The sequence below is a fragment of the Stenotrophomonas sp. YJH_SMC_81 genome (genome assembly GCF_059370875.1).
In genome coordinates, this window is record NZ_JCAFUB010000007.1 from 1 (window position 1) to 26,309 (window position 26,309).

General features: G+C 67.6%; 16 protein-coding genes and 2 rRNA genes. 12 read left to right on the plus strand and 6 right to left on the minus strand.

The window, feature by feature from the left end; all coding sequences use genetic code 11:
• Positions 1-117: ribosomal RNA gene (locus AC5P8U_RS14615) — 23S ribosomal RNA — on the plus strand; the annotation flags it as partial.
• 125 nt (positions 118-242) lie between these two features.
• Positions 243-357: ribosomal RNA gene (rrf, locus tag AC5P8U_RS14620) — 5S ribosomal RNA — on the plus strand.
• Positions 358-722: 365 nt separating this feature from the next.
• Here rrf and AC5P8U_RS14625 read toward each other — a convergent pair.
• The 3 genes from AC5P8U_RS14625 to hemH form a co-directional block, all read right to left on the minus strand.
• Positions 723-2,828, minus strand: a complete 2,106-nt coding sequence (locus AC5P8U_RS14625; protein ID WP_447897559.1) for a methyl-accepting chemotaxis protein — start codon at positions 2,826-2,828, stop codon at positions 723-725.
• 290 nt (positions 2,829-3,118) lie between these two features.
• Positions 3,119-3,973, minus strand: coding sequence for an alpha/beta fold hydrolase (locus tag AC5P8U_RS14630; RefSeq protein WP_447897558.1), 855 nt, complete (start codon positions 3,971-3,973; stop codon positions 3,119-3,121).
• Positions 3,970-4,932 (minus strand): ferrochelatase, encoded by a 963-nt coding sequence (gene hemH, locus AC5P8U_RS14635; protein ID WP_065177801.1) that lies wholly within the window; start codon positions 4,930-4,932, stop codon positions 3,970-3,972. Before hemH ends, AC5P8U_RS14630 begins: the two co-directional genes overlap by 4 nt.
• 165 nt (positions 4,933-5,097) lie before the next feature.
• Here hemH and AC5P8U_RS14640 point away from each other — a divergent pair, with 165 nt between their 5' ends.
• From AC5P8U_RS14640 to tatC, 4 genes are all read left to right on the plus strand, one after another.
• Positions 5,098-5,985 (plus strand): lipid-binding SYLF domain-containing protein, encoded by an 888-nt coding sequence (locus AC5P8U_RS14640; RefSeq protein ID WP_447897557.1) that lies wholly within the window; start codon positions 5,098-5,100, stop codon positions 5,983-5,985.
• Between the two features lie 75 nt (positions 5,986-6,060).
• A complete protein-coding gene (gene tatA / locus AC5P8U_RS14645; protein WP_005420453.1) occupies positions 6,061-6,288 on the plus strand; it encodes a Sec-independent protein translocase subunit TatA in 228 nt (75 codons plus the stop codon).
• 15 nt (positions 6,289-6,303) lie between these two features.
• On the plus strand, positions 6,304-6,765 hold the full coding sequence (gene tatB, locus AC5P8U_RS14650; RefSeq protein WP_072168854.1) for a Sec-independent protein translocase protein TatB: 462 nt from the start codon (positions 6,304-6,306) through the stop codon (positions 6,763-6,765).
• Complete coding sequence (tatC, locus tag AC5P8U_RS14655; protein ID WP_005420449.1) at positions 6,762-7,511, plus strand: twin-arginine translocase subunit TatC; 750 nt, start codon at positions 6,762-6,764, stop codon at positions 7,509-7,511. Before tatB ends, tatC begins: the two co-directional genes overlap by 4 nt.
• 76 nt (positions 7,512-7,587) lie before the next feature.
• Here the strand turns inward: tatC and AC5P8U_RS14660 are convergent, their stop codons facing one another.
• The 3 genes from AC5P8U_RS14660 to AC5P8U_RS14670 are packed head-to-tail and all read right to left on the minus strand — an operon-like array spanning position 7,588 to position 11,102.
• Complete coding sequence (locus AC5P8U_RS14660; RefSeq protein WP_072168855.1) at positions 7,588-8,499, minus strand: BPSS1780 family membrane protein; 912 nt, start codon at positions 8,497-8,499, stop codon at positions 7,588-7,590.
• A 49-nt stretch (positions 8,500-8,548) separates the two neighbouring features.
• A complete protein-coding gene (locus tag AC5P8U_RS14665) occupies positions 8,549-9,295 on the minus strand; it encodes a glutamine amidotransferase (RefSeq protein ID WP_072168856.1) in 747 nt (248 codons plus the stop codon).
• Positions 9,267-11,102, minus strand: coding sequence for a GspE/PulE family protein (locus tag AC5P8U_RS14670; protein ID WP_072168857.1), 1,836 nt, complete (start codon positions 11,100-11,102; stop codon positions 9,267-9,269). Before AC5P8U_RS14670 ends, AC5P8U_RS14665 begins: the two co-directional genes overlap by 29 nt.
• An 83-nt stretch (positions 11,103-11,185) precedes the next feature.
• On the opposite strand from AC5P8U_RS14670, the gene glyQ reads away from it, so the two are divergent.
• The 6 genes from glyQ (at position 11,186) to AC5P8U_RS14700 (ending at position 26,076) form a co-directional block, all read left to right on the plus strand.
• Positions 11,186-12,097: a glycine--tRNA ligase subunit alpha gene (gene glyQ / locus AC5P8U_RS14675; protein WP_005420440.1), complete on the plus strand. Its 912-nt coding sequence runs from the start codon at positions 11,186-11,188 to the stop codon at positions 12,095-12,097.
• A gap of 87 nt (positions 12,098-12,184) precedes the next feature.
• Positions 12,185-14,260, plus strand: coding sequence for a glycine--tRNA ligase subunit beta (gene glyS, locus AC5P8U_RS14680; protein ID WP_447897556.1), 2,076 nt, complete (start codon positions 12,185-12,187; stop codon positions 14,258-14,260).
• Positions 14,261-14,504: 244 nt separating this feature from the next.
• On the plus strand, positions 14,505-16,301 hold the full coding sequence (locus tag AC5P8U_RS14685) for an autotransporter assembly complex protein TamA (RefSeq protein ID WP_032954656.1): 1,797 nt from the start codon (positions 14,505-14,507) through the stop codon (positions 16,299-16,301).
• A complete protein-coding gene (locus AC5P8U_RS14690) occupies positions 16,298-20,155 on the plus strand; it encodes a translocation/assembly module TamB domain-containing protein (RefSeq protein ID WP_088496643.1) in 3,858 nt (1,285 codons plus the stop codon). Before AC5P8U_RS14685 ends, AC5P8U_RS14690 begins: the two co-directional genes overlap by 4 nt.
• A 179-nt stretch (positions 20,156-20,334) precedes the next feature.
• The gene (locus tag AC5P8U_RS14695; RefSeq protein ID WP_447897566.1) at positions 20,335-22,482 is read left to right on the plus strand and encodes a S46 family peptidase; all 2,148 of its coding nucleotides are present in this window, start codon (positions 20,335-20,337) and stop codon (positions 22,480-22,482) included.
• Between the two features lie 135 nt (positions 22,483-22,617).
• Positions 22,618-26,076 (plus strand): hybrid sensor histidine kinase/response regulator, encoded by a 3,459-nt coding sequence (locus AC5P8U_RS14700; protein WP_447897565.1) that lies wholly within the window; start codon positions 22,618-22,620, stop codon positions 26,074-26,076.
• The last annotated feature ends 233 nt before the right edge of the window (positions 26,077-26,309 follow it).

Consider the following 26,309-nt stretch of genomic DNA (forward strand, 5'->3'; position numbering starts at 1 on the left):
TCCCGGGGCACAAGCCCCCTGAAGGAACCATGTAGACTACGTGGTTGATAGGTCAGGTGTGTAAGTACAGCAATGTATTGAGCTAACTGATACTAATGATCCGTGCGGCTTGACCATATAACCTCAAGTTGCCTTGGCTTTGCGACAGCGTCGTAAGAGCATCCAAGTGCACGCTACGTCACAAGAACTATGCGAGGCTGGCGCCTTGTCCGCAGGGACGAGTGCGACACTCCAAAAGCCTCCCTGGTGAAATTAGCGCTGTGGAACCACCCGATCCCATCCCGAACTCGGAAGTGAAACGCAGCTGCGCCGATGGTAGTGTGGCTCAAGCCATGCGAGAGTAGGTCATCGCCAGGGTTTATACCCAAAACCCCGCTGCTGACGCAGCGGGGTTTTTCTTTGTGCGCAGGAAACGTGGGTAGTGCCGACCGCTGGCCGGCAACCCGATGGCGTTACATCGCCCGATGGATCCACGCCATGCGTGGATGCCGTCCACGAGGAAGCATTGCGCCAACCAAGGTTGGCCGCTACCAATCGATTGCCGGCCAGCGGCCGGCACTACCGGTAGATCCACGCCGTGTGTGGATGCGGCGCCAAACAGGGCTGGCCGCTCCTCACGGCAGATCCGGAAGCGGACTTTTCCTGACCCATCACGCAGAAGCAGGCAAAAAAACGGCGCCCTGCGGGCGCCGTCTTGACCAGGATCGCATTGCAGGCCCGGATCAGGCGGCCCGCGGGACCTCGTGCGGTTCCTGCTGGCGGAACACCGATACCGCCTCGGTAAGCGTCCCCGCCTGCGACTGCAGCTCGCGTGCGGCCGCGGTGGCTTCTTCCACCAGCGCCGCGTTCTGCTGCGTGGCCTGGTCCATCTGCACCACGGTCTGGTTGATCTGCTCGATACCGGTCGACTGCTCCTGCGACGCTGCGGAAATTTCGCGCATCAGGTGGCTGACATCCTCCACGCCGCCGGCAATGCCCTGCATCCGCTTGCCGGCGTCGGCCACCAGCTGGGCACCTTCGCCCACCTGCCGGCCTGCCTCATCGATCAGCTTTTTGATTTCCTGTGCGGCGGCGGCGGAGCGCTGCGCCAACACGCGCACCTCGCTGGCCACCACGGCGAAGCCACGGCCCTGTTCACCGGCACGCGCGGCTTCCACCGCCGCATTGAGCGCGAGGATATTGGTCTGGAAGGCGATGCCATCGATCACGCCGGTGATGTCGCCGATCCGCTTCGAGGCGCCTTCAATCGCCTGCATGGTGTCGACAACCCGCTGCATCGCGGTGTTGCCATCACTGGCGGCGCTCTGCGTGGACGCAGCCAGCTCACTGGCCTCGCGCGCATGCGCAGCATTCTGGCGCACGGTGGCGGTCAGCTCCTCCATCGAGGCAGCGGTTTCCTGCAGGTGCGCCGCCTGGCGCTCGCTGCGCTCGGACAGCGCACCATTGCCTGCAGCGATCTCGCTGGCGGCGGTACTGATCGAGGCTGCGCACTGCTGGATGCGCCCCACCATGCGCGCCAGCTGGCCGGCGGTGGCGTTGGCATCGCGCTGGATCGCGGCGAAGGCACCGTGGTACTCACCGCGCATGCGCCGATCAAGATCGCCGTTGGCCAGCGCCGAAAGCATCTGCCGTACTTCATCGACGGTGCTGCCCAGCGTATCGAGCAGCTGGTTGATGCCACCGGTCAGGCCATCGAGGAAGCTGGCGCCTTCGGTTGCCTGCAGGCGCTGGCCCAGATCGCCGGCAGCGGCAGCAGCGACGATGCCGGCCACGGCGTTCTCAAGCGCCAGCTCCTGGGTACGGTCATGCCATTCCACGGCGAAGCCGAGGCGCATGCCCTGTGCATCGAACACCGGGGTGACCACCTGGGCGAAGTGCACCGGGCCGATCTGTACCTTGCCGTTGTGGCTGGTCTGCAGGCCATTGAGGATGGCGCGGATGCGGTCCGGGTTGGCATGGAAGCGATGGATGCTGCTGCCGACCAGGCGTTCGGCATCGAAGTCAGGGAAGGCCTGGCGCAGTGTCGCCTGCTGGTTGCGCAGCAGAGCCACCACCGAGCGGTTCACATAGCGGATCACGTGATCGTTGTCGGCGATCATCATCGCAGTGCGCGAGGCATCCAGCGCCTGGCGGATCTGCGCATTCTCGGCATGCGCCGCCGCCTCGAGTCCACGCTGGGTCTGCACGTGGCGTGCAGTGTCGGCCAGGGCGTGGGCGAGTGAACCCGGTGCATAGGCGCTGGTGTCGGCATGTGCACCAAGATCGGCACCGGTGGCAATGTCGCGTGCCAGCGCGGCAAGCCGACGCGGGCCGTGGCCAAGGGCCTCGGTCTGCTGCCGAAGGCGCAGTGCGACCTGGCCGAGGAACAAGGTCAGGCCCGCGAACATGCTGGCCTGCAGCAGCGTTGGCCACAGCGCGGCACCGTCCTGCAACGGCGCCAGCAGCGCGAGCGTGCCGATGCCACCGGCCAGCCATACCGGCAGGCGATCACGATGGCTCAACAGCACGCCCAGCAGCAGTGCAATCGGCAACGCCGGTGACAGGCCCGTGATCGCGCACAGCCCTGCCAGCTGCAGCGACAACAACAGCGCCAGGCCATTGCGGGTGACGCAATGGCCGGCCTTGGGACCGGCCAGCCATATGCCAGGCAGCACAGCGGCCGCAACCAGCGAGGCGGTCAGGGCATGAGGCCCGCGCAGGGCCAGCACCAGGCCGGCCACCGCCAGTGCCGCACTGCCGATCAGCAATCGGCGGTCAGCGCGGTGGGCGAGCTGCTGCAGATGCGGCAGGCGGGCGGTATCGGGGGGACGAGTGGATGCAGCGGACATCGGCGACTCCTGGATCAGCAGACGGCTACGGCCACACGGTGGCGCACGCACGAGTGCGTGGCCAGGGCATGGACCGGGAATTCGGGGAATGCGACGCAATCAACGTCGCGCAGACGGGGCGCCGTGACCACATCCTGTGGGTGACGGAGCAATGGAGCGGGCATGCGGACTTCCTTGCAGGACCAGACACACGCCGCAGGCCCGACCGGGCCCACGTGCTGCGGACGCAGTGGCCCGCAACCGATGTATCGGCCGCAACTGCGCAGAATGAAGTGCGCGGACGCTGCGACTCAGCCGGCGTTGTCGTTGCTGAGGAAGCGCAGGATCACCCCGGCGATGCGTGCCGGGTCTTCCATATGCAGGTGGTGGTTGCCGGGAAACACGGCCAGCCGTCCATCACGCAGGTGCTGCAGGCGATCACTGCGCATCGGCTCGGGATAGTAGGACTGCGCCGGCGTGGCATAGATCACCTGCGTCGGGCAGGCGATGGCCTGCAGCAGGTTGTCGATCTGGCCTTCGCTGAGGCGGATCGCGGTGGGCAGCATCAGGCGCGGATCGCTGCACCAGCGGTAGCCACCTTCGACCGGTTCCACGCCGCGCTCGACCAGCAGCCGTGCGCAGGGTTCGCTGAGCTGGTTGGTCATCATCCGCGCGCGGATCGGCGCTGCCAGATCGGGAAACACGCGCAGCTGCTTGCGTGCCAACGCCCGCGTGGCGTTCACATGCTCGCGCAGGCGATGCGCCGTTTCTTCCTCGGGACCGCGCAGGCCGCCGAGTGCTTCGATCGCCACCAGCCGATCGACACGGTCGCTGACCGAGGCGGTAAGGCTGGCAATGCCGGCACCCATTGAATGGCCGAGCAGGCTGAATCGGTCCCAGCCCAGTGCGTCGGCGACATCGAGTACGTGGCAGATCGCGGCAGCCGTGGTGTAGCTGGCACCCGCCGGCAGGTGCGCGCTGTGACCGTGGCCGGGCAGATCGATGGCAACCAGCTGCAACGCCGACAGGTGCGGCGCCAGCGGCACGAAGCTGGCGGCGTTGTCGAGCCAGCCATGCAGGGCCAGCACGCGTGGGCCGCCGCCGTGGTTGCGCAGGCCGGCGACGCGTGCGCCCCCGACCTGGAGTTCAAACCGTTGCAGGCTCATGCCAGCGAGGACACGGCCAGCCGTGCCAGGGCGCGTGCATGCTCCGGCTCGGCGTTGAGGCAGGGGATGTAGCGCATCGTCGCACCGCGCTCGGCCAGTGTTTCGGTGAAGCCCAGCGCAACCTCTTCCAGCGTCTCCAGGCAGTCGGTGGCAAATCCGGGGCAGACCACGTCGATCTGCTTCACGCCGGACTCGGCCAGCGCCCACAGGCTGGGCTCGGCATACGGCTGCAACCAGCGCTCGCGGCCGAAGCGCGACTGGTAACCCATCTGCCAGTCGTCCTTGCCCAGGCCCAGTGCATTGGCGATGGCCTGCGCACTGGCCTCGCAGCGCTGCGGATACGGGTCGCCCGCGTCGGCCAGGCGCTGCGGGATACCATGGAAGGAAAACATCAGTTTCTGACCGCGACCGTGCTGTTCCCAGTAGCGGCGGATCGATCCGGCTACGGCCTCGACCCAGCCGGGATCGACCGAGTAATCCCGCACCAGGCTCACGGTCACGCCCGGGTTGCGGCGCTGCCACGCATCGACCCGGTCTTCGACCGAGGCGGTGGTGGTGGTGGAGTACTGCGGGTACAGCGGCAGCACCACGATCCGGCGCGCGCCGTCGGCGGCCAGACGGTCGAGCTCGCCGGCCAGCGCCGGTTCGCCGTAACGCATCGCATGGCGCACCGTCAGGGTCGGCAGCAGGGCCTGCATGGCCTGCGCCAGCTGGCGCGTATGCACCATCAGCGGTGAGCCGTCGGGCAGCCAGACCTGGGCGTACTTGGCCGCCGACCGGCCACTTCGCAGCGGCAGGATCAGCCCGCGCAGCAGCGGCTGCCAGAGCAGTGCCGGAATCGCGACCACGCGCGGGTCGGACAGGAATTCGGCCAGGTAACGGCGTACGGCGGGGGCCGTCGGCGTCTCGGGCGTGCCTAGGTTGACCGCCAGCACGGCGGTATCGGGTGCGTCGAGCATGGGCGGTATTGTCGCCTATCCGGCGCCGCACCGGGATGCAGGGTTCGGATTGCAGGCATAGCGCGCATCAATGCGGGCAGGGAACGCTCATTGGGGATTCATGGCAACACCACTAATTTCAGTCACTTGCTATATCTTCCTATGGACTGACTTCTGGAGCCTGCCATGCGTCGCCCGATCCAAGCCCTGCTGATCGCCGCCAGCCTGCTGTCCAGCCAGGCCATGGCCGGACCGCAGGAAGACCAGCGCGCCCGCAACGCCGTGCGCGTGCTGGCTGAAATCCAGGAAATTCCTGAACAGGGCATTCCGGATAAATTGCTCGACGAAGGCCGCGCGGTCATCGTCATTCCCGACACGATCAAGGCTGGCTTGGTCATCGGTGGCCGCCGCGGCCACGGCCTGATGTCGGTTCGCATGCCCAATGGCGCCTGGTCCAATCCGGTGTTCGTCAAGCTGACCGGGGGCAGCATCGGTTTCCAGGCCGGCGTGCAATCCTCCGACGTGGTGCTGGTGTTCCGCAACGACCGCAGCCTGGACAACCTGGTGAATGGCAAGTTCACCTTGGGTGCTGACGCCGGTGTTGCGGCCGGCCCGGTCGGCCGCAATGCGGCCGCCGCAACGGATGGCCAGCTGAAGGCCGAGATCTGGTCGTGGTCGCGTGCCCGTGGCCTGTTTGCCGGAGTTGCCCTGGACGGTGCGGTGCTGCAGATCGATGACGCCGCCAACCTTGACGCGTACGGCAGCAACACCACGCCGCGGATGATCTTCGAAGGCCGCGCTGCGGGCGCGCCTTCGATGGACGTGATTGCCTTCAGGGATCGCCTGGAAGAGGCCACCTACGCTGCCCGCAACAACCGCAGTGGCAATGGCGGCAACGTACCGCGCCCGGCGCCCGCCACTGTGTCCGCCCCTGTTCAGGCAGCCCCGGCCGCACCGGCCGAGGCCGTCACCGCTCCATTGCAGAATGTGCCGCAGAACCCACCGGCGCAGCAGCAGGGCTTCCAGCCGGTGAGCGAGGGTGAAATCCGTACGGAAACGCTGGGCGGAAACTGACTTTCGTCACGCGCGCCGGCTGACACCCGGTGCGCTATGCTCGACAGCCTGATCACTAACGTAACGAGCGTCTTTATGGGCAGTTTCAGCATCTGGCATTGGTTGGTCGTGCTGGCCATCGTCCTGCTGGTGTTCGGCACCAAGCGCCTGACCAGTGGCGCCAAGGACCTCGGCTCGGCGGTCAAGGAATTCAAGAAGGGCATGCGCGACGAAGACAAGCCGAACGCGCAGCTGGGCGATGAGTCGCGTAGCCAGGACGCCTCGCGCACCGCGCAGGACGAGCACGACCGTAACGCTCGCTGATCCGGAGCGGTTGCGGTGTTCGATATCGGCTTCAGCGAACTGCTGGTGATCGCGGTGGTCGCCCTGGTGGTGCTCGGTCCCGAGCGCCTGCCCAAGGCGGCCCGCTTCGCCGGCCTGTGGGTGCGCCGTGCCCGCAATCAGTGGGATTCGGTGAAACAGGAACTGGAGCGCGAACTGCAGGCCGAGGACATCAAGCGGCAGATGCAGGACGTGCGCCAAGGCATGCAGGACACCGAGAACCAGCTGCGCGCCAGCGGTGAAGCGATCCGTCGCGAAGCGCAGCAGGCGCAGCAGCAGGGCGATACGCTGGCGCAGGAGGTTCGCGCACCGGCGCCTGCGGATCTGCCGCCGCATATGAGCGCTGCGCCCGATGCCGATGCGCCGGCACAGGAGAGCGTTGCTCCCGAGCCGACGCCGGCGACACCCCCTGAAGCCGGTGCGCCGCCGCCGCAGAGCAGCCCGGAGCGCCAGCCATGAGTGAACAGGATTTCGGCGAAAGCTCGCTGGTCGAACATCTGGTGGAGCTGCGCGGCCGCCTGGTGCGCGCATTGCTGGGCCTGGGCGTGGTGCTGCTGGCGCTGCTGCCATTTACCCAGAAGCTGTACAACGCGCTGGCCGAACCGCTGGTCTCGCAGCTGCCCAACGGGCAGACGATGATCGCGACCAATCCGGCCGGTGCCTTCTTCGCGCCATTGAAGCTGACCTTCTTCGTGGCCCTGTTCGTGGCGGTGCCGTGGCTGCTGTACCAGCTGTGGGCCTTCGTCGCCCCGGGGCTTTACGCGCGTGAGAAGCGCCTGGCGGTGCCGCTGCTGGTGTCTTCGGTACTGCTGTTCTACACCGGCTGTGCCTTCGCCTACTTCCTGGTGCTGCCGGCGGTGTTCCATTTCCTGACCACCTTCAGCCCGGACGTGATCGCGATCACCCCGGATGCGAATGCCTACCTGGATTTCGTGCTGGCGATCTTCTTCGCCTTCGGTGGCAGTTTCGAACTGCCGGTGGCGATGGTGATCCTGGTCCTGCTGGGCTGGGTGACGCCGCAGCAGTTCAAGGAAGGACGTGGTTACGCGATCGTCGGCATCTTCGTGCTGGCGGCGGTGCTGACCCCGCCGGACGTGGTTTCGCAGCTGATGCTGGCGATCCCGATGTGCCTGCTCTACGAGCTGGGCATCCACGCCGCACGCTGGCTGGTGCCATCGTCGGCGGTGAAGAAACCCGCCGCCTAAAAAAGGGGACGGAGGGGATTAAGTCGTTATCGGCACAGTGGCACAAACGACTTAATCCCCTCCGTCCCCTTTTTCGTCAGGCGTGGAAGATGTCGCTTGAGGCCGGGGTGGTCGGGACCGGCGGTGCTGCGCGGCTGCCACGGTGCACGAACATCTGCTTCCACGCGGCGTAGACCGCGCCGACATACAGCGGCATCAGCACCGTGGTCAGCACCAGCTGGGCGATGAAGGCGGCGGCCAGCGGGCCACCGATCAGCATCGCGATCTGGATCACGATCACGAACAGGATGTAGATGCAGAACGCGGCGATCAGGCCGAGCACGGCGAACACGATCATCGCGCCGATGTTCTCGATGCAGCCCTGCAGGCTCAGGCGCAGCGCGTGCATGCCGCTCTGCTTGTCGAACACCACCAGCGCCGGCTGGGTGAACATTGCCAGCGACAGTGCGACCGCGCTCAGGAACACCAGCAGCATCCACAGCGCGATGCGCTTGGCCGGCAGGTTGGCGACCAGCGCCGCGGCATCGTCCGGCTTGATCTGCTGGCCACTGCGGCTGATCTCTTCCATCTTGGTCATGACCTCGCTGAAGGCGGTGAAGCCTTCGCGGCCGATCATCATGAACAGCAACGCGCCCAGCAGCAGCACCGCCAGCACCTGGATCGCCAGCGGCACCAGCAGGTGGCTGACACGGTGGTCGCGGATCGGCTGCAGCAGGTGCGAGGACAGGCCCGGGCGGCCTTCGTCGATCTCACCCACGGCATAGAGCATGCCGCCGAACATGATCGGCGAGATGGCCAGGGTCATCAGCTGCACGGCCATGCCGGCGGCGCCGGGAATCAGCGTCGACAACAGGGTGACCACCCAGCTCACCAGCAGCCAGGCCAGGCCGATCCTGGCCAGCTGCAGCGGCGCACGCCGATACAGCGAGAACGTATCCAGCAACCACTGGGCGCCCGCCGAGGCCGGCAGCTTGCGAATCTCTTTCATGGACATCCGGGAAGGACAGGAGGGGACGGGCGGTTGCCCGTGCCGCTGATTATCCCTGTTTTGCCGCCGGCTGGGCTGAAGACAGCCGCGCCTGTCGGACGAAGCGGCGCAGCAGCTGGCGGGCCAGCGGTGCGGCGCTGACTGCGCGCTCGATGCTGCGCGCACAGCCGCCGTGGCGGCCGATGCAGTCGGCGCGGGCGCGCACGTAGCCGCGCATGTGGTGGGTGGCGAATTCGGGGTGGAACTGCACGCCCCAGGCCTGGCGCCCCCAGCGGAACGCGTGGCAGCCATCCAGCGGCGAGCGTGCCAGCACCTCGGCACCGTCGGGCGCGCGCAGCACGGTCTGCAGGTGGGTGGCGTGGGCGGCAAAGTGCTGCGGCAGGCCCTGGAACAGCGGATCCTGTGCCGCCTGTGGCTGCAGCTCCAGCTCGATCGTGCCGGACTCGCGCCCGGCCGGGTTGTAGGCCACCTCACCGCCCAGCGCATGCGCCAGCAGCTGGTGGCCGTAGCAGATGCCGAACACCGGCAGGCCGGCGTGGACGGTCTGGCGCAGCCACGCCGCGCTGCGCTCGCTCCAGTCGGCGTGGTCAGTAACGAAGGCGGCCGAGCCGGTCACCAGTACGCCGGCAAAACCGTGCGGATCGGGCAGGGCGCCACCGTGTTCGACATCGACCACCACCGTCTCGTGCTCTTCCAGCCCGGCGGCGACGCGGATCCAGTGCGGAAAGCGCCCGTAGCGGCGCAGCGACGGTACCGGGCGGCCGGTTTCAAGGATCAGGAAGGGGGCTGGGTTCATCCGGGGGCGGCAGCACTGACAGGACTTCCTCGATTGTAGTCAGCCCCTGCGCCACCTTTTCAAGCCCGGCCTGGCGCAGGGTTCGCAGCCCTTCAGCGCGCGCGGCACGGGTGAAACCGGCCAGATCCATGTCGGCGCGGATCTGCCCGCGCAGCCGCGAGCCCAATGGCAGCAACTCATACAGGCCGATGCGGCCGAGGAATCCGGTGCGCCGGCACTCCAGGCAACCGACCGGACGACAGGGCGTGGCGGCATCTGGATATGCAGCCTGGCTATCAGCGAGCACCGCCCAGTCGGCAGCAGCAAGGGTGTGCGGCTGCTTGCAGTGCGGGCACAGGGTACGCACCAGGCGCTGGGCGAGGATGCCGTTGAGGGTGCTGGCCAGCAGGTAGTGCGGCACGCCCAGGTCGAGCAGGCGGGTGACCGCCGACGGTGCATCGTTGGTGTGCAGGGTGGACAGCACCAGATGGCCGGTCAGCGACGCCTGCACCGCCATCTGCGCGGTCTCCAGATCGCGGATCTCGCCGATCATGATGATGTCCGGGTCCTGCCGCAGCAGGGTGCGCACGCCGCTGGCGAAGTCCAGGTCGATGTTGGCCTGCACCTGCATCTGGTTGAACTCGGGGGCGATCATCTCGATCGGGTCCTCCACCGTGCACACGTTCACGTCCGGCGTGGCCAGCCGCTTCAGCGTGGAATACAGGGTGGTGGTCTTGCCCGAGCCGGTCGGGCCGGTGACCAGCACGATGCCGTGCGGGCGCTCGACCAGGGCATTCCAGCCAGCGGCCTCCTGCGGGCTGAAACCGAGCTGGTCGATGCTCTTGAAGGCGGCATCGGGGTCGAAGATGCGCATCACGCACTTCTCGCCGAACGCGGTGGGCATGGTCGACAGGCGCATCTCGACCTCGCGGCCACCCGGCGAGCGGGTCTTGATGCGGCCGTCCTGCGGGCGCCGGCGCTCGGCCAGGTCCATTCGGCCGAGTACCTTGATGCGGCTGACCACCGCGGTCATCACCGCCGGCGGCACCTCAAACACCTTGTGCAGCACGCCGTCGATGCGGAAGCGCATGCGTCCCATCTCGCGGCGCGGTTCCAGGTGGATGTCCGAGGCGCGCTGCTCATAGGCGTACTGCAGCAGCCAGTCGACGATGTGCACGATGTGCTGGTCGTCGGCATTGACGTCGCCGGTGCGGCCCAGCTCGACCAGCTGCTCGAAGCTGGGCAAGGTGGTGTTGGCCTCGCCGCGGACGTCGCCGCGCGCGCCACGCACCGAACGGGTCACCCCGTAGAACTCCATGGTGTAGCGGTGCAGGTCGAGCGGATTGACCACCGCCAGCTCGATGCGGCGGCGGGTCAGGTGCTGCAGGTCGCGGCGCCATTCCTGCACCAGCGGCTCGCTGGTGGCCACCAGCACCCGTTCGGCATCCACTGCCAGCGGCAGGAAGCGGTGGCGACGGGCATAGGCGTGGGAGACCAGCGCGGTGACCGCAGCGACGTCGACCCGGGTCGGATCGATGCGCAGGTAGCGGCTGCCGGTGCGTTGGGCCAGCCATTCGGTCAGGCGTTCCAGGGTCAGTTCGCCGCCGTCGCGGGTGGCCAGCTTGAGGTTGGACAGCAGCACCAGCGGGTGCACTTCACTGGCATTGCGCGCGCCCTGTGCGGAAAACCGCATGCGCTCGCCCTCGTGCTCGGCAACCAGGCCGTCGGCCAGCAGCGCCGCACCGACCTGCTCGAAATGCAGGCGGCCCCAAGGCAGCGGGACGCCGCCTGGCTCGCCGGGCGTGCCCACCGGCAGCCGATGTTCCATCTGCCTGCTCCTCCCGGGTACGGAATGCCCCGCAGGTCGGCCGTTATACTAGCGCACCCCCTTGCCGGCCAAGACTCGTACGCATGTCCGCGACCCCGACCGTTCCGATCACCTTCCAGGGCCTGATCCAGACCCTGAACCAGTTCTGGGCCCAGCAGGGCTGCGTGCTCATCCAGCCGCTCGACCTGGAGGTGGGCGCCGGTACCTTCCACCCGGCCACCTTCCTGCGTGCGATCGGTCCGGAAAGCTGGAACGCGGCCTACGTGCAGCCGTCGCGGCGCCCGACCGACGGCCGCTACGGCGAGAACCCGAACCGCCTGCAGCGCTACTACCAGTACCAGGTGGCGATGAAGCCGGCGCCGGACAACATCCAGCAGCTGTACCTGGATTCGCTGAAGGCACTGGGCATCGATCCGCTGGTGCACGACCTGCGCTTCGTCGAGGACAACTGGGAATCGCCGACGCTGGGCGCGTGGGGCCTGGGCTGGGAAGTCTGGCTCAACGGCATGGAAGTGACCCAGTTCACCTACTTCCAGCAGGCCGGTGGCCTGGAGTGCCGCCCGGTACTGGGCGAGATCACCTACGGTCTCGAGCGCCTGTGCATGTACCTTCAGAACTGCGACAACGTCTATGACCTGGTCTGGACCTACGGCCCGGACGGCCAGCCGGTGACCTACGGCGACGTCTACCACCAGAACGAGGTGGAGCAGAGCACCTACAACTTCGAATACGCCGACGTGGACGAAATGTTCCACCGCTTCGATGCCTGCGAGCGTGAAGCGCAGAAGCTGGTGGAAGTGGGCCTGCCGCTGCCGGCCTACGAGCAGGTGATGAAGGCCAGCCACACCTTCAACCTGCTCGATGCGCGCCGCGCGATCAGCGTGACCGAGCGCCAGCGCTACATCCTGCGCGTGCGCGCGCTGGCTCAGGCGGTGGCCAGGGCGTATTACGAGCAGCGCGAGAAGCTGGGCTTCCCGGGTGCGAAGAAGGCCTGACCGCCTTCCTGCACCGTCCCGCTTTTCATCAACTACCCGGGGCGCCGGACGCGTTGCGCGCTGCGCCCCCACCACAGGATCGAACCGATGAGCCAATTGTCCCCCCTGCTGATCGAACTGGGCACCGAGGAGCTGCCGGTCAAGGCGCTGCCGGGCCTGGCCCAGGCGTTCTTCGACGGTGTTGTCGAAGGCCTGCGCAAGCGTGGCGTCGCGCTGGAGCTGGGCGATGCCCGCCCGCTGTCGACCCCGCGCCGGCTGGCCGTGCTGCTGCCGGGCGTCGGCCTGGAACAGCCGGAACAGCACAGCGAAGTGCTGGGCCCGTACCTGAACATCGCGCTGGATGCCGAAGGCCAGCCGACCAAGGCCCTGCAGGGCTTCGCCGCCAAGGCCGGGATCGACTGGACCGCGCTGGAGAAGACCACCGACAACAAGGGTGAGCGCTTCGTGCACCGCGCGGTGACCCCGGGCGCGAGCACCGCCAGCCTGTTGCCGGACATCCTGCGCGAGGCGATCGCGGCGATGCCGATTCCCAAGCCGATGCGCTGGGGCGATCACGCCTGGGGCTTCGCCCGCCCGGCACACTGGCTGGTGCTGCTGCACGGCGCCGACGTGGTCGAGGCCGAACTGTTCGGCCTGCAGGCCGGCCGTGCCAGCCGTGGCCATCGCTTCCACCACGACCAGGCCGTGTCGCTGGCGCAGCCGCAGGACTACGTTGAAGCGCTGCGCGCCGCGTTTGTGCTGGTCGACCCGAGCGAGCGACGTGCGCGCATCGTCGCCGAGGTCGAGGCCGCTGCAGCCGGGGCCGGTGGCAGCGCCCGCATCACTGAAGACAACCTGGAGCAGGTGGTGAACCTGGTCGAATGGCCGTCGGCGGTGCTGTGCAGCTTCGAACGCGCCTTCCTGGCAGTGCCGCAGGAAGCACTGATCGAAACGATGGAGATCAACCAGAAGTTCTTCCCGGTGCTGGATGCCGCCGGCACGCTGACCGAGAAGTTCATCGGCATCGCCAACATCGAATCGAAGGACGTGGCCGAAGTGGCCAAGGGCTACGAGCGGGTGATCCGCCCGCGCTTCGCCGATGCCAAGTTCTTCTTCGACGAGGACCTGAAGCAGGGCCTGGTGTCGATGGGCGACGGCCTGAAGACGGTGACCTACCAGGCCAAGCTGGGCAGCGTGGCCGACAAGGTGGCGCGCGTGGCCGCACTGGCCGAAGTGATCGCAGCCCAGGTCGGTGCCGATCCGGCGCAGGCCAGGCGGGCTGCCGAGCTGGCCAAGAACGACCTGCAGTCGCGCATGGTCAACGAATTCCCGGAATTGCAGGGCATCGCCGGCCGCCACTACGCCGTCGCCGGTGGTGAATCGGCCGACGTAGCACTGGCCATCGACGAGGCCTACCAGCCACGCTTCGGTGGTGACGACATCGCGCTGTCGCCGCTGGGCAAGGTGCTGGCCATCGCCGAACGCGTGGATACGCTGGCCGGTGGTTTCGCTGCAGGCCTGAAGCCGACCGGCAACAAGGATCCGTTCGCGCTGCGCCGCAATGCGCTGGGCCTGGCCCGCACGATCATCGAAAGCGGCTTCGAACTGGACCTGCGCGCGCTGATGGCCAGCGCCAATGCCGGCCTGGCCGCGCGCAACGTGCAGGCCGATATCGGCGAGCTGTACGACTTCATCCTCGACCGCCTGAAGGGCTACTACGGCGACAAGGGCGTGCCGGCCACGCACTTCAACGCGGTGGCCGAGTTGAAGCCGGCCTCGCTGTACGACTTCGATCGCCGCCTGGATGCGATCGGCACCTTCGCCGCGTTGCCGGAGGCAGAGGCGCTGGCCGCGGCCAACAAGCGCATCCGCAACATCCTGCGCAAGGCCGAGGGCGAGATTCCGGCGCAGATCGACGCGGCACTGCTGCAGGAAGATGCCGAGCGCGCGCTGGCCGAAGCGGTGACCGCCGCCATCGATGACACCGGCGCCAGCCTGCACCAGAAGGATTATGTGGCGGTGCTGGCACGCCTGGCGCGCCTGCGTCCGCAGGTCGACGCGTTCTTCGATGGCGTGATGGTCAACGCGGAAGATCCGGCACTGCGTGGCAACCGCCTGGCGCTGCTGACGATGCTGGGCGAGCGCCTGGGCAAGGTGGCGGCGATCGAGCATCTGTCGAGCTGACGCCCGTATCGGTAGTGCCGGCCGCTGGCCGGCATTGCCCCCGATCTGTGGGGTGCCGGCCAGCGGCCGGCACTACCGGAACATCGCCGGCGTTGTCTATCGGGGTCATTGCCGACATCGTGGACGATGCCGGCATCCTGATTGGTCGGTTGCGACAATCGACACTTTGCGGTGTATTTTGACCGCCACTTAACAACCGATCCGCAATGACGTGATGCATTTCGCATCGTCACCTCCGGTCGGTATGCTGTGCCGCATGCAGCCAAAGAAATACGCCCTGCCGCTGATGGTCCTGTCGCTGGCCGCCACTTCCGTGGTCCATGCGCGCGGCACCATCGACAAGGTGGACATCAAGGGATTGGACAAGGGCGACGACGCCGCAATCATCGAGAACATCCAGGAATCGCTGTCGCTGTACGACACGATCGGCAAGGAGCAGGGCGAATCGCGCCTGGAGTATCTGCTGTCGCAGGCCGAGCGGCAGACCCGCCAGGCGCTGGAACCATTCGGGTACTACAACCCGGTGATCAAGGTCGAGGCGCCGCGCGAGGATGAGCACGTGCGCGTGCTGATCCATGTCGACAAGGGCGCCCCGGTGACCGTGCGCCGCGAGCACATCGACATCACCGGCCCGGCGATGTACGACCAGTACCTGCAGGACGACCTGGCCGCCTTCAAGCCGCGCAAGGGCCAGCGCTTCGAGCACACCCAGTACGAAGCCAGCAAGATCACCATCACCCGGCGCCTGGCCGAGCGTGGCTACTTCGATGCCGACTACACCCAGCGCCAGGTGCAGATCACCCGCGCCGACAACGCCGCCGACATCGACCTGACCTGGGACAGCGGCCGCCGCTACAACATGGGCCCGGTGCGCTTCGAGCAGGATTACTTCGTCGACAAGCTGTTCGATCCACTGGTGTACTGGGACCAGGGCAGCTACTACCACGAGGGCAAGCTGGACCGGCTGCGCGAGTCGCTGACCAAGCTGGACTACTTCAGCGTGATCGACATCCAGCCGCGCCCGGACCAGGCCGATGAAAACGGCGAAGTGCCGGTGGACGTGAAGCTGACCCGGGCCAAGCGCACCATCTACACCGCAGGCCTGAGCTACGGCAGCGAGAGCGGCCCGGGTGTGCGCGGTGGCATCGAGCGGCGGTTCCTGAACAACCGCGGCCACAAGATGAACACGCAGCTGGACTATGCGCAGAAGCGCAAGAGCCTGGTCACCAGTTACCGCATTCCGGCCTTCAACTGGCTTGATGGCTGGTACACCTTCGCCGCCAGCGCGTACGACGAGCAGACCGACTACATCGACCTGCGCAACTTCAAGCTGATCGCCAGCCGCAGCGGCGAGATCAACGAGCACTGGACCGCGATCGCCTCGATCAACGCGCTGCGCGAGCGCTGGCGCTATGCCTCCGGCACCGAATTCACCGACGCCGTCTACAACACCTCGACGCTGGTGTACCCGCAGATGGTTGCCGACTACGTCAACGTCGACGACGAGATGTTCCCGCGCAAGGGCATCAGCGGCGCGGCGACGGTGCGTGCCGGCGTGGAAGGCGCCGGCTCGGATACCAGCTTCGTGCAGGCCAATGCCGTGTTGCGCTGGTACATCCCGGTGGGTGAAAGCAATCGCCTGATCCTGCGCGGCGAGGGCGGCACCACCTGGACCAGCGATCTGGTGGCGATGCCGCCGAGCCTGCGCTATTTCGCCGGTGGTGACCGCAGCATCCGCGGCTACGCCTACCGTGAGGTCGGCCCGCGTACGCCGAAGCCGGACAAGTACGCGCTGGGTGCCAAGAACCTGGTGATCGGCTCGGCCGAGTACGAGCACTACTTCAACGGTGGCCCCTGGGGTGCGGCGGTGTTCGTCGATACCGGCAGTGCCTTCGACAACACCATCGACCTGCATACCGGCGTCGGCTTCGGCGTGCGCTGGAAATCGCCGGTGGGCCCGGTGCGCATCGACGTGGCGCACGGCCTGAACAACCCGGATTCGCAGTTCCAGCTGTACCTGAACATCGGAGCGGACCTGTGAGCACGCCCGCACCGACCCCGAACACCCCGCCGCCACGCGTGCGTTTCTATCGCCGTCGCCGCTTCTGGGCATGGTCCGGCGCCGGCGTGATCGGCCTGGTGCTGCTGGCCCTGCTGGCGGTGTACTGGCTGCTGCAGACCGTGGCCGGACGTGACGTACTGCTGGCCCAGGTGGTGGCGCGGCTGCCGGTGGGTGCCAGCTTCACCTGGGACAAGGTGGAGGGTCCGGTGGCCGGACCGCTGACCCTGTACAACGTCGACTTCCGCTATGACGACATCCATTTCCACGCCGAGCGTGCGCACCTGGAGCCGGACCTGCGCCCGCTGCTGGGCCGCAAGCTGCTGCTGGACAAGCTGGAGCTGACCAACGCGACGTTGAACCTGGCCAAGAGCGATGAGCCGTTCAAGCTGCCGTCCTGGCCCGATTCCCTGCCGCAGATCGAGATGCCGCTGGCGATCCAGGCCGATGCCATCGCCATCGATGGCTTCCGCATCAGCCAGGCCAACGAACCGGTGATCGACATCAGCCGCGTGCGCGGCGGCATCGAGATCGCCAACGGCGAGTTCCAGGCGCACAAGCTGGTGGTCGACAGTGACATGGGCAACTTCACTGCCCAAGGCCATTACATCCCGGCCAAGGACTACGACACCGACGTGACGGTGACGGCGGTGTTGCCGGCACCGCGTGGGCGCACGGCCGCTACCGTTGGCCTGGTCGCCCGCGGTGACCTGTCGCACATGGAAGTGGCGGTGGCCGGGCGTGCACCGAAGCCGCTGCACGCGATGCTGGTGTTCGATGGCCGCACCGACCCGACGTGGAATGCCAGCGTGCGCAGCGACGAGCTGGATCTGGCGCTGCTGTCGCCGGCATTGGCGAGCTCGGCGATCACGCCGTTGTCGCTGGATTTCACTGCTGCTGGCAAGGGCGGCAATGCCACCCTGCGTGGCAAGGTGAAGCAGGGCGAGCAGGAACTGGAACTGGCACCGTCCGTGGTGTCATTGCAGGACCAGGTGCTGAAGGTTTCGCCGCTGCTGCTGAAGGGTCTCGGTGGCGAAGCCCGCCTGGAGGGTACCGCCGATTTCAGCCAGGAAGACCAGCAGAAGCTCAACTTCTCGGTGGTCGCGCGTGACCTGACCTATGTACCGGCGCCTGATCCGAACACCGCCGGCAGCGCGCCGGTGCCGGTCACTCTGAAGGAAGCACGCTTCGGCCTGGCCGGTACCCTGAAGGCCTGGGCGGCGATCGGCCGCGCCGAGGTCGAACGCGAAAAGCAGAAGGCGCAGCTGCACTTCGATGTGCGTGGCAACGACCAGGCCGCGTCGATCCACCAGCTGCAGGCGCAGACGCCGGGTGGGCAGCTGCAGGTGGAAGGCCAGGTGGCGTGGGCGCCGCAGCTGGACTGGGACGCCAAGGCCACGCTGAAGGACTTCGACCCCGGCTATTTCGTGCCAGGCTGGAATGGCCGCCTGTCCGGCAACCTGGCCTCCAAGGGCCGCCAGCTGCCGCCGCCGGCCAATGCCGCACCGGGCACCGCCGGTACGCTGGAAGCCACGGTGGACCTGCCCTCGCTGAAGGGCATGCTGCGCCAGCGCAATCTCGACGCACAGGGCAAGTTCGCGCTGCAGGGCGCGCAGGGCCAGGGTGACCTGAAACTGGCGTTGGGCAGCAGCCGGGTGACCGCGTCGGGCAAGGTCGGCGACCGCCTCGACATCGATGCGCGTTTCGAGCCATTGCAGTTGAGCGACCTGCTGCCCGGCGCCGACGGTGGCCTGCGTGGCCAGGTACAGGTGAAGGGCCCGCGCGATGCGCCGGACATCACCGCCGACCTGGTCGGCAACAACCTCGACTGGGATGGCTACGGCGCCGAGAGCGTGAGCATCAAGGGCCGCCTGCCGTGGCGCGGCGACAGCGGCACGCTGGCGGTGCAGGGCCAGCAGGTCAACGCGGGCATGCTGCTGGAGCGGCTGAACATCGACGCGCAGGGCAGTGTGTCCAACCTGCGCCTGGCTGCGCAGACCCGCAACGAGATGGGTGCGGTCGAGCTGCAGGGCAGCGTGCGCCAGCAGGGCACGCAGTGGCGTGGCGAGCTGGCGTCGCTGCGCATCGCACCGGTGAAGGGCGATGCCTGGGCGCTGCGTGCACCGGCGGCGTTCGCGATCAACGGCAGCACCTACACGCTGTCCGAAGCCTGCCTGGCCGCGGCCAGCAGCGGCGCGCTGTGCGCACAGGCCAACTGGCCGCGCGAAGGCCTGGTGGTGCGCAGCGACGCGCTGCCACTGGCGCTGGTGCAGCCGTGGTTGCCGCCGCAGTCCGGCCGCCGCATCTACCTTCGCGGCGATGTCAGCCTGGACGCGCAGATCCGCCCGCGCGGCAACGCCTGGGAAGGCCATGTGGAAGTGCGCTCGAAGGAAGGCGGCGTGCGCCTGGGCGAGAACCGCAACACCGTGGGCGATACCACCCGCGGCGAGCTGGTGCGCTATGACCAGTTCTCGCTGAAGCTCGACATGACCCCGGCCAGCATCAAGGGCTACCTGGGCATGGGCTTCCAGGGCAATGGCTTCGTCGACGCCAGGATGCAGACCGGCTGGGAAGCCAGTGCGCCGCTTAATGGTGAGCTCTACCTCAACATGTCGCGGCTGTACTGGCTGGAGCTGTTCTCGCCGGACATCGTGCGACCGACCGGCCTGATCGAAGGCCACGTCAGCCTGCGCGGGACGCGAGGCCAGCCGTCGCTGGGCGGTGACGCACAGCTGAGCAACTTCAAGGGCGAATTCCCGGCGCTGGGCCTGACCTTCGACCAGGGCAAGGGCAGCTTCGTGGCCCAGCCCGATGGTTCGGCCAAGATCACCGCGCAGGCCAACTCGGGCCAGGGCACGCTGTACGTGGACGGTGGCCTGTCGTGGTTCGGCGATGCGCAGCCGCTGCAGCTGAAGATCCATGGCGAGAACGTGCTGCTGTCCAACACCAGCGAACTGCGCATCGTCGCCAACCCAAACCTCGACTTCACCCTGGCCAAGGCGGCGATGGAGCTGCGCGGCACCGTGCACGTGCCCGAGGCCGACATCGACCTGGAACGCCTGGACCGCGGCACCTCGGTGTCCGAAGACGTGGTGGTGCTCGACCCGGCCGATCCGGAAGAGTCGCGCACCTCGCCGCTGGACATGGACCTGACCGTCAGCCTGGGCGACAAGGTCAAGATGACCGGCTTCGGCCTGAAGGGCGCGCTGACCGGCAAGATGCAGGTCTGGGCCAAGCCCGGCCGCGAAATGACCGCCAATGGCGGCCTGGAAGTGAGCGGCCGCTACAAGGCGTATGGTCAGGACCTGACCATCACCCGCGGCAACCTCAACTGGAACTACAACGCGGTGTCCGACCCGCGCATCAACATCCGCGCCGAGCGCCGCATCGGTGATGTCACCGCCGGCATCGACGTGACCGGGCGTGCCCAGCAACCGCGTGCCGACGTGTGGTCCGATCCGGCGATGTCGCAGTCCGAGGCACTGGCCTATCTGGTGCTGGGACGCAGCCTGACCGGCGCCAGCAGCGACCAGGCGCAGCAGGTCAACGCGGCCTCGGCGGCGCTCTCGGCTGGCAGTGGCCTGCTCGCCTCGCAGCTGGGTGCCAAGCTGGGCCTGGATGATGCAGGCGTGAGTCAGTCGCGCGCGCTGGGTGGTTCGGTGATCGGCGTCGGCAAGTACATCTCGCCCAAGCTTTACGTGGGTTACGGCGTGTCGCTGGTGGGCGCCGGTTCGGTGATCACGCTGAAGTACCTGCTGCGCCGCGGGTTTGATGTGGAAGTGGAATCGAGCACGGTGGAAAACCGTGGTTCGATCAACTGGCGGCGGGAGAAGTAACCCGCCGTGGCATCCCTGTAGAGCCGAGCCATGCTCGGCTTCTGCGCGCAGCGCGAGTTGAAGGAAGAGCAGCCGAGCATGGGCTCGGCTCTCCCCGTCAGGTCCCCAACCATTGGCCGTTGCCCCATCCGGCCCCAGCGGCTATGGTCCCGGGCTGTTCTGTCGTACCGGATTGCCTCATGTCGCCACGCAAAGCCCTTCCCACCGCCCTGGCCCTGGGCCTGACCCTTGCCGCTGGTGCCCACGCCGATGAAGGCATGTGGATGCCGACCCAGCTGCCGGACCTGGCCAAGCCGCTGCAGGCCGCTGGCTTCAAGGGCAATCCGGCCGACCTGGCCAACGTCACCGCGCCGCCGCTGAGCGCGGTGGTGCGCGCGGGCGGCGGCACCGGCTCGTTCGTGTCCAGCGACGGCCTGCTGCTGACCAATCACCACGTGGCGATGGGCGTGATCCAGTACAACAGCTCCCCAGAGCACGACCTGATCAACGGTGGCTTCATCGCCAGGGACCGTGCCGATGAGCGCCCGGCCAACCCGGACTTCCGCGTGCTGGTCACCGTCGGCTTCGACAAGGTGACCGACCAGGTGCTGGCGCAGGCCCGCGGCAAGACCGGCCGTGCCTACTTCGATGCCGTCGATGCGGCCAGCAAGCAGATCGTGGCCGAGTGCGAGAAGGATGGCAGCGTGCGCTGCTCGGTGGCCAACATGTACTACGGCACCGACTTCTACCGCATCGCCCAGCTGGAACTGAGCGACGTGCGCCTGGTGTACGCGCCGCCGCGTGCGATCGGCAACTATGGCGATGAGATCGACAATTTCATGTGGCCGCGCCACACCGGCGACTTCACCCTGCTGCGCGCCTATGTGGGCAAGGACGGCAAGCCGGCCGCCTACAGCAAGGACAACGTGCCCTACCAGGCGCCGGCACACCTGCAGATGTCGGTGGAGGGCCCGAAGGAGGGCGACTACGCGATGCTGGCCGGTTATCCGGGCATCACCTACCGCCACCGTACCGCGGCAGAATTCGCCGGCCAGATCGACACCGTGCTGCCGCGCCGCGTTTCGGTGTTCCAGCAGATGATCGACACCATCGAGGCGGCAACCGCCAAGGACGCGCAGGCACGTACCCGTTACGCTTCGCAGCTGCAGTCGCTGAAGAACAACCGCAAGCGCGCCGCCGGTGAGCTGGAAGGCCTGCTGCGCAGCGATGCCAAGGCCCAGCGTGCCGCCGACGAGACCGCGATGCTGGCCGCCACCGACCGCAGGTACCAGGGCGACATCAAGGCGCTGCTGGCCAACCTGTCACAGGGCGCGGCGGTGGGCGAGCGTGACCTGCTGCTGGACCAGATGGCCGCACAGAGCCAGTTGCTGCGCTCGGCGCTGCTGCTGGAGCGCCTGCGCATCGAATCGGCCAAACCGGACGCGCAGCGCGAGAGCGGTTACCAGCAGCGCGACCAGGCGATGATCGAAGGCGTGCTCAAGCAGGTCCAGCGCCGCTACGCACCGGAGGTCGAGAAGGCCCTGCTGACCACCCTGCTGACCCGTTACCAGCAGCTGCCGGACGCGCAGCGCGTGGCCGAGTTCGACGCCGCCTTCGGCCGTACCCCGCAGCAGCTGGCCAAGGCACTGGACACCCTGTACGCCGGCACCCAGCTGGGTGACGAGGCGCAGCGCCTGTCGCGCTTCGCGGCCGCGCGCGAAGGCAAGGCCCTGGCCGCCGATCCGTTGATCGCTGTGGCCGGCCCGCTGGTGGCCGCGCAGCTGCGCATCGAGAACGAAAGCAAGACCCGCGAGGGCGAGCAGCTGCGCCTGCGCCCGGCCTACATGCAGGCGCTGTTCGCCTGGCGTACCAAGCAGGGCCGCGCCGTGTACCCGGATGCCAACCGCACCCTGCGCATCAGCTACGGCAAGGTCGAGGCACTGCACCCGCGCGATGGCGTGACCTACTCGCCGGTGACCACCGTGGCCGGCATCGTCGAGAAGAACACCAGCGCCTATCCGTTCGACGCACCCAAGCCGCTGCTGGCCGCGATCGCCAAGGGTGACTTCGGCAGCACCGCCGATCCGGCACTGAACACCCAGACGGTCAACTTCCTGACCAACCTGGACACCACCGGCGGCAACTCCGGCTCGCCGGTGCTCAATGCCAAGGGCGAACTGATCGGCCTGAACTTCGACAGCAACTGGGAGTCGGTCAGCGCCAGCTGGTGGTTCGACCCGCGCTACAAGCGCGCCGTGCACGTGGACATGCGCTACCTGCGCTGGCTGCTGGCCAAGGTCTACCCGGCGCCGGAACTGCTGAAGGAAATGGGCGTGGCGGCCCAGTAAGAAGCCGGCCACGACCCACGGTCGTGGCCCGCACCGCGTAGGCCCCCACCCGGGTGGGGGTGGTTGCCCCCAACGCGCCCGCACCCCCGGCCACGCCTGGCCTACACTGCGGGTTCTTCCCACGGAAACGCACGCGTGGTCTCCAGCTGGATCCTGCTGCTGGTCTCGGTTGCCTACGCCGCGCTGCTGTTCGGCGTGGCGTGGTGGGGCGACCGTCGGCCGATGTACCCCGACCGGCCGTGGCTGCGGCCGGTGGTCTACAGCCTGGCGCTGGCCGTGTACTGCTCCTCGTGGACGTTCTACGGCGCGGTGGGTACCGCCGTGCGCAATGGCGTGGGCTACCTGCCGATCTACATCGGCCCGCTGCTGCTGCTGTTGTTCGGCTGGCGCATCATCGAGCGCCTGGCGCTGATCGCACGCAGCCAGAACGTGGTCTCCATCGCCGATTTCATCTCCTCGCGCTTCGGTCGCTCGCGGCGGCTGGCGGCGCTGGTGGCGATCATCGCGCTGATCGGCATCATTCCGTACCTGGCGTTGCAGTACAAAGCGGTGGCGATGAGCCTGCAGGTACTGACCGGCAACACCGGCCCCACCGGCTTCTTCACCGACCCGGCGCTGTACGTGGCGCTGCTGATGGCGCTGTTCGCCACCCTGTTCGGCACCCGCCAGGTCGATGCCACCGAGCACCACCACGGCATGATGCTGGCGATCGCCTTCGAATCGGTGATCAAGCTGCTGGCGATGCTGGCGGTGGGCGTGTTCGCCTACCTGTGGCTGAGCAACCGCACCGACGCGGTGGTCGAGTCGGTGCATACGCTGTTCACCGGCCTGCCGCCGGTCGGCTTCATCTCGCAGACTCTGCTCAGTTTCCTCGCCATCATCTGCCTGCCGCGCCAGTTCCACGTGGCCGTGGTCGAGTGCGGTGACGTGCGCGACGTGCGCCGCGCGCGCTGGATGTTCGGCGGTTACCTGGTGCTGATCTCGGGCATGGTGCTGCCGATCGCCACCGCCGGCGTCACCCTGTTCGGCACCGGCGGCAGCGTCGCCGACGATTCGATGGTGCTGGCGCTGCCGTTGGCCGAAGGCCGCAATACGCTGGCGCTGATCGCCTACGTGGGCGGCTTCTCGGCGGCCACCGGCATGGTCATCGTCTCGTCCATCGCGCTGGCGACCATGGTCAGCAACGACCTGGTGATGCCGGTGCTGCTGCGTCGGAGCGGTGACCACCAGGAAGCCGCCGACGTCGCCTCGCGCGTGCTGTGGATCCGCCGCCTGGCGATCCTGCTGCTGGCGCTGATGGCCTACAGCTACTACCGCACCAGCAGCAACGACAGCACGCTGGCCTCGTACGGCCTGATGGCGTTCGCAGCGGTGGCGCAGTTCGCGCCCGGCCTGATCGGCGGCCTGTACTGGCGCGGTGCCAGCCGGCGCGGCGTCGAAGTGGGCATGCTGCTGGGCTTCGCCACCTGGCTGTACACCCTGCTGCTGCCGGCGATGACCATGGCCGGCTGGGTCGACGCCGCCTGGGTGCAGCACGGCCCGTTCGGCATCGAGTGGCTGCGTCCGCAGCAGCTGTTCGGCATGTCCGGCTGGGATCCGCTGACCCACGGTACGTTCTGGTCGCTGCTGGTCAATGCGGCCACGATGATGCTGGTGTCCGCACGCTGGCGCCCCGGTGTGGACGAGCGCCTGCGTGCGGCACCGTTCCTCGACCCGTATGCCGAGCGCCCGTCGGTGGCCGGTGGCTGGCCCGGTCATGTGCATGTGGGCGACCTGCTGGCACTGGCCTCGCGCGTGGTCGGCGAACGTCATGCGCGGCGTTCGTTCTTCGAGCAGGCGCAGTCACTGGGCCGTGAACTGCAATCCTCCGCGCCTGCAGACCGCCCGTGGGTGCAGTTCACCGAGCGCCTGCTGGCCGCGTCGATCGGCGCGGCGTCCGCACGCCTGCTGCTGACCAGCCTGCTGCGTGGCTCGGGCATGGACCTGGGCGAAGTGGTGGCAGTGCTGGACGAAGCCGGGCAGGAACTGCGCTTCAACCGCGAGATCCTGTCGACCACGCTGGAGAACATCAGCGCCGGGGTCAGCGTGGTCGATCCGGACATGCGCCTGACCGCGTGGAACCGCCGCTACCAGGACATGTTCGGCTACCCCGACGGCATGCTCTACGTGGGCCGCCCGGTGGCCGACCTGATCCGCTACAACGCCGAGCGCGGTGAGCTGGGCGAGGGCGATATCGAAGTGCAGATCAACCGCCGCATCGGCTACATGCGCGCCGGTTCGCCGCACGTGTTCGAGCGCACCCGCAGCGACGGCAAGGTGATCGAGATGCGCGGCCAGGCGCTGCCCGGCGGCGGTTACGTGACCAGCTACAACGACATCACCGACTACAAGCACGCTGAAAGGGCGCTGCTTGAAGCCAACGAGACGCTGGAACAGCGCGTGGCCGAGCGCTCGCATGAGGCCGAGGTCGCGCAGCAGTCGAAGACGCGCTTCCTGGCGGCGATCAGCCACGACGTGCTGCAGCCGCTGAACGCAGCACGCCTGTTCGCTTCGGCACTGCGCGACAGTGATCACGTGAGCGACGAGCAGAAGCATCTTGCCGAGCGCGTGGATGCGTCGCTGCGTGCGGCCGAAGAACTGCTTGATGGCCTGCTGGACGTGTCGCGGCTGGATGCCGGTGGCCTGCACCCGGTGATCGGCGAATTCGACGTGAGTGCGTTGATGCGCGAGCTGGCGGCGCAGTACACCCCGGTCGCTGCGGGTCGCGGTCTGCGCCTGGACCTGTTCACGCGTCCGGCCTGGGTGCGCAGTGACCGCCGCCTGCTGCGCCGCGTACTGCAGAACTTCCTGGCCAATGCGCTGCGCTACACACGCCAGGGGCGCATCGTGCTGGCCGTGCGCCAGCGCGGCGACGAGGTGGAACTGCAGGTGTGGGATACCGGCCCGGGCATTCCCGAACACCACATGCGGCAGATCTTCGACGAGTTCCACCGCTACCAGCAGCCGTTCGACTGGGGCGAGCAGGGGTTGGGCCTGGGCCTGTCGATCTGCCAGCGCATCTCGCGCCTGCTTGATCATCGGTTGAACGCACGCAGCCGCGTCGGCAAGGGCTCGATGTTCTCGATCATCCTGCCGCGGGTGGCGCCACTACCCGGGTATACCGAGTTGGCCACGCCGGTGCAGGCCGTGCCCGCACCGGTGCGCAGCGATTCGCTGGCGGGCCTGCGGGTGTTGTGCGTGGACAACGACGAGGAAATCCTCGACGGCATGCGCGCGCTGCTCGGCCGCTGGCAGGTGCAGGTGATCACTGCCGCCACCGTCGACCAGGCGCTGGAGAAGATTGCCGAGCGTCCGCAGGTGATGCTGGTGGACTACCACCTGCACGATCGCATGGATGGCCTCGATGCGCTGGTGGCGCTGCGCGAGGCGGCCGGCTATCCGCTGCCGGGTGCGCTGCTGACCGCCGATGGCCGCGACGAACTGAAGCGGATGGCACGCGAGCGTGGCTACCGCGTGCTGACCAAGCCGATCAAGCCGGCCTCGCTGCGCGCCTTCCTCGGCGCGCTGCGCGACGCCGGCAACAGCGGCGCCTGACGGGCGACTGTAGAGCCGAGCCTATGCTCGGCTCCTGCGCGCGGCATGGTGTTCCGTGGTCCGGACGAACAGCAGCCGAGCATTGGCTCGGCTCTACAAAAATCCAGTTGCGGGGGCCCTCTGTAGAGCCGAGCCCGCGCGCAGCGACGTGCTGATATAGCCATCGCTATACAAACCAGCCCTGCCTGCGCGTTTCGATGGAAATGCGCCACGCGTGGATCGCGATGCTAAGC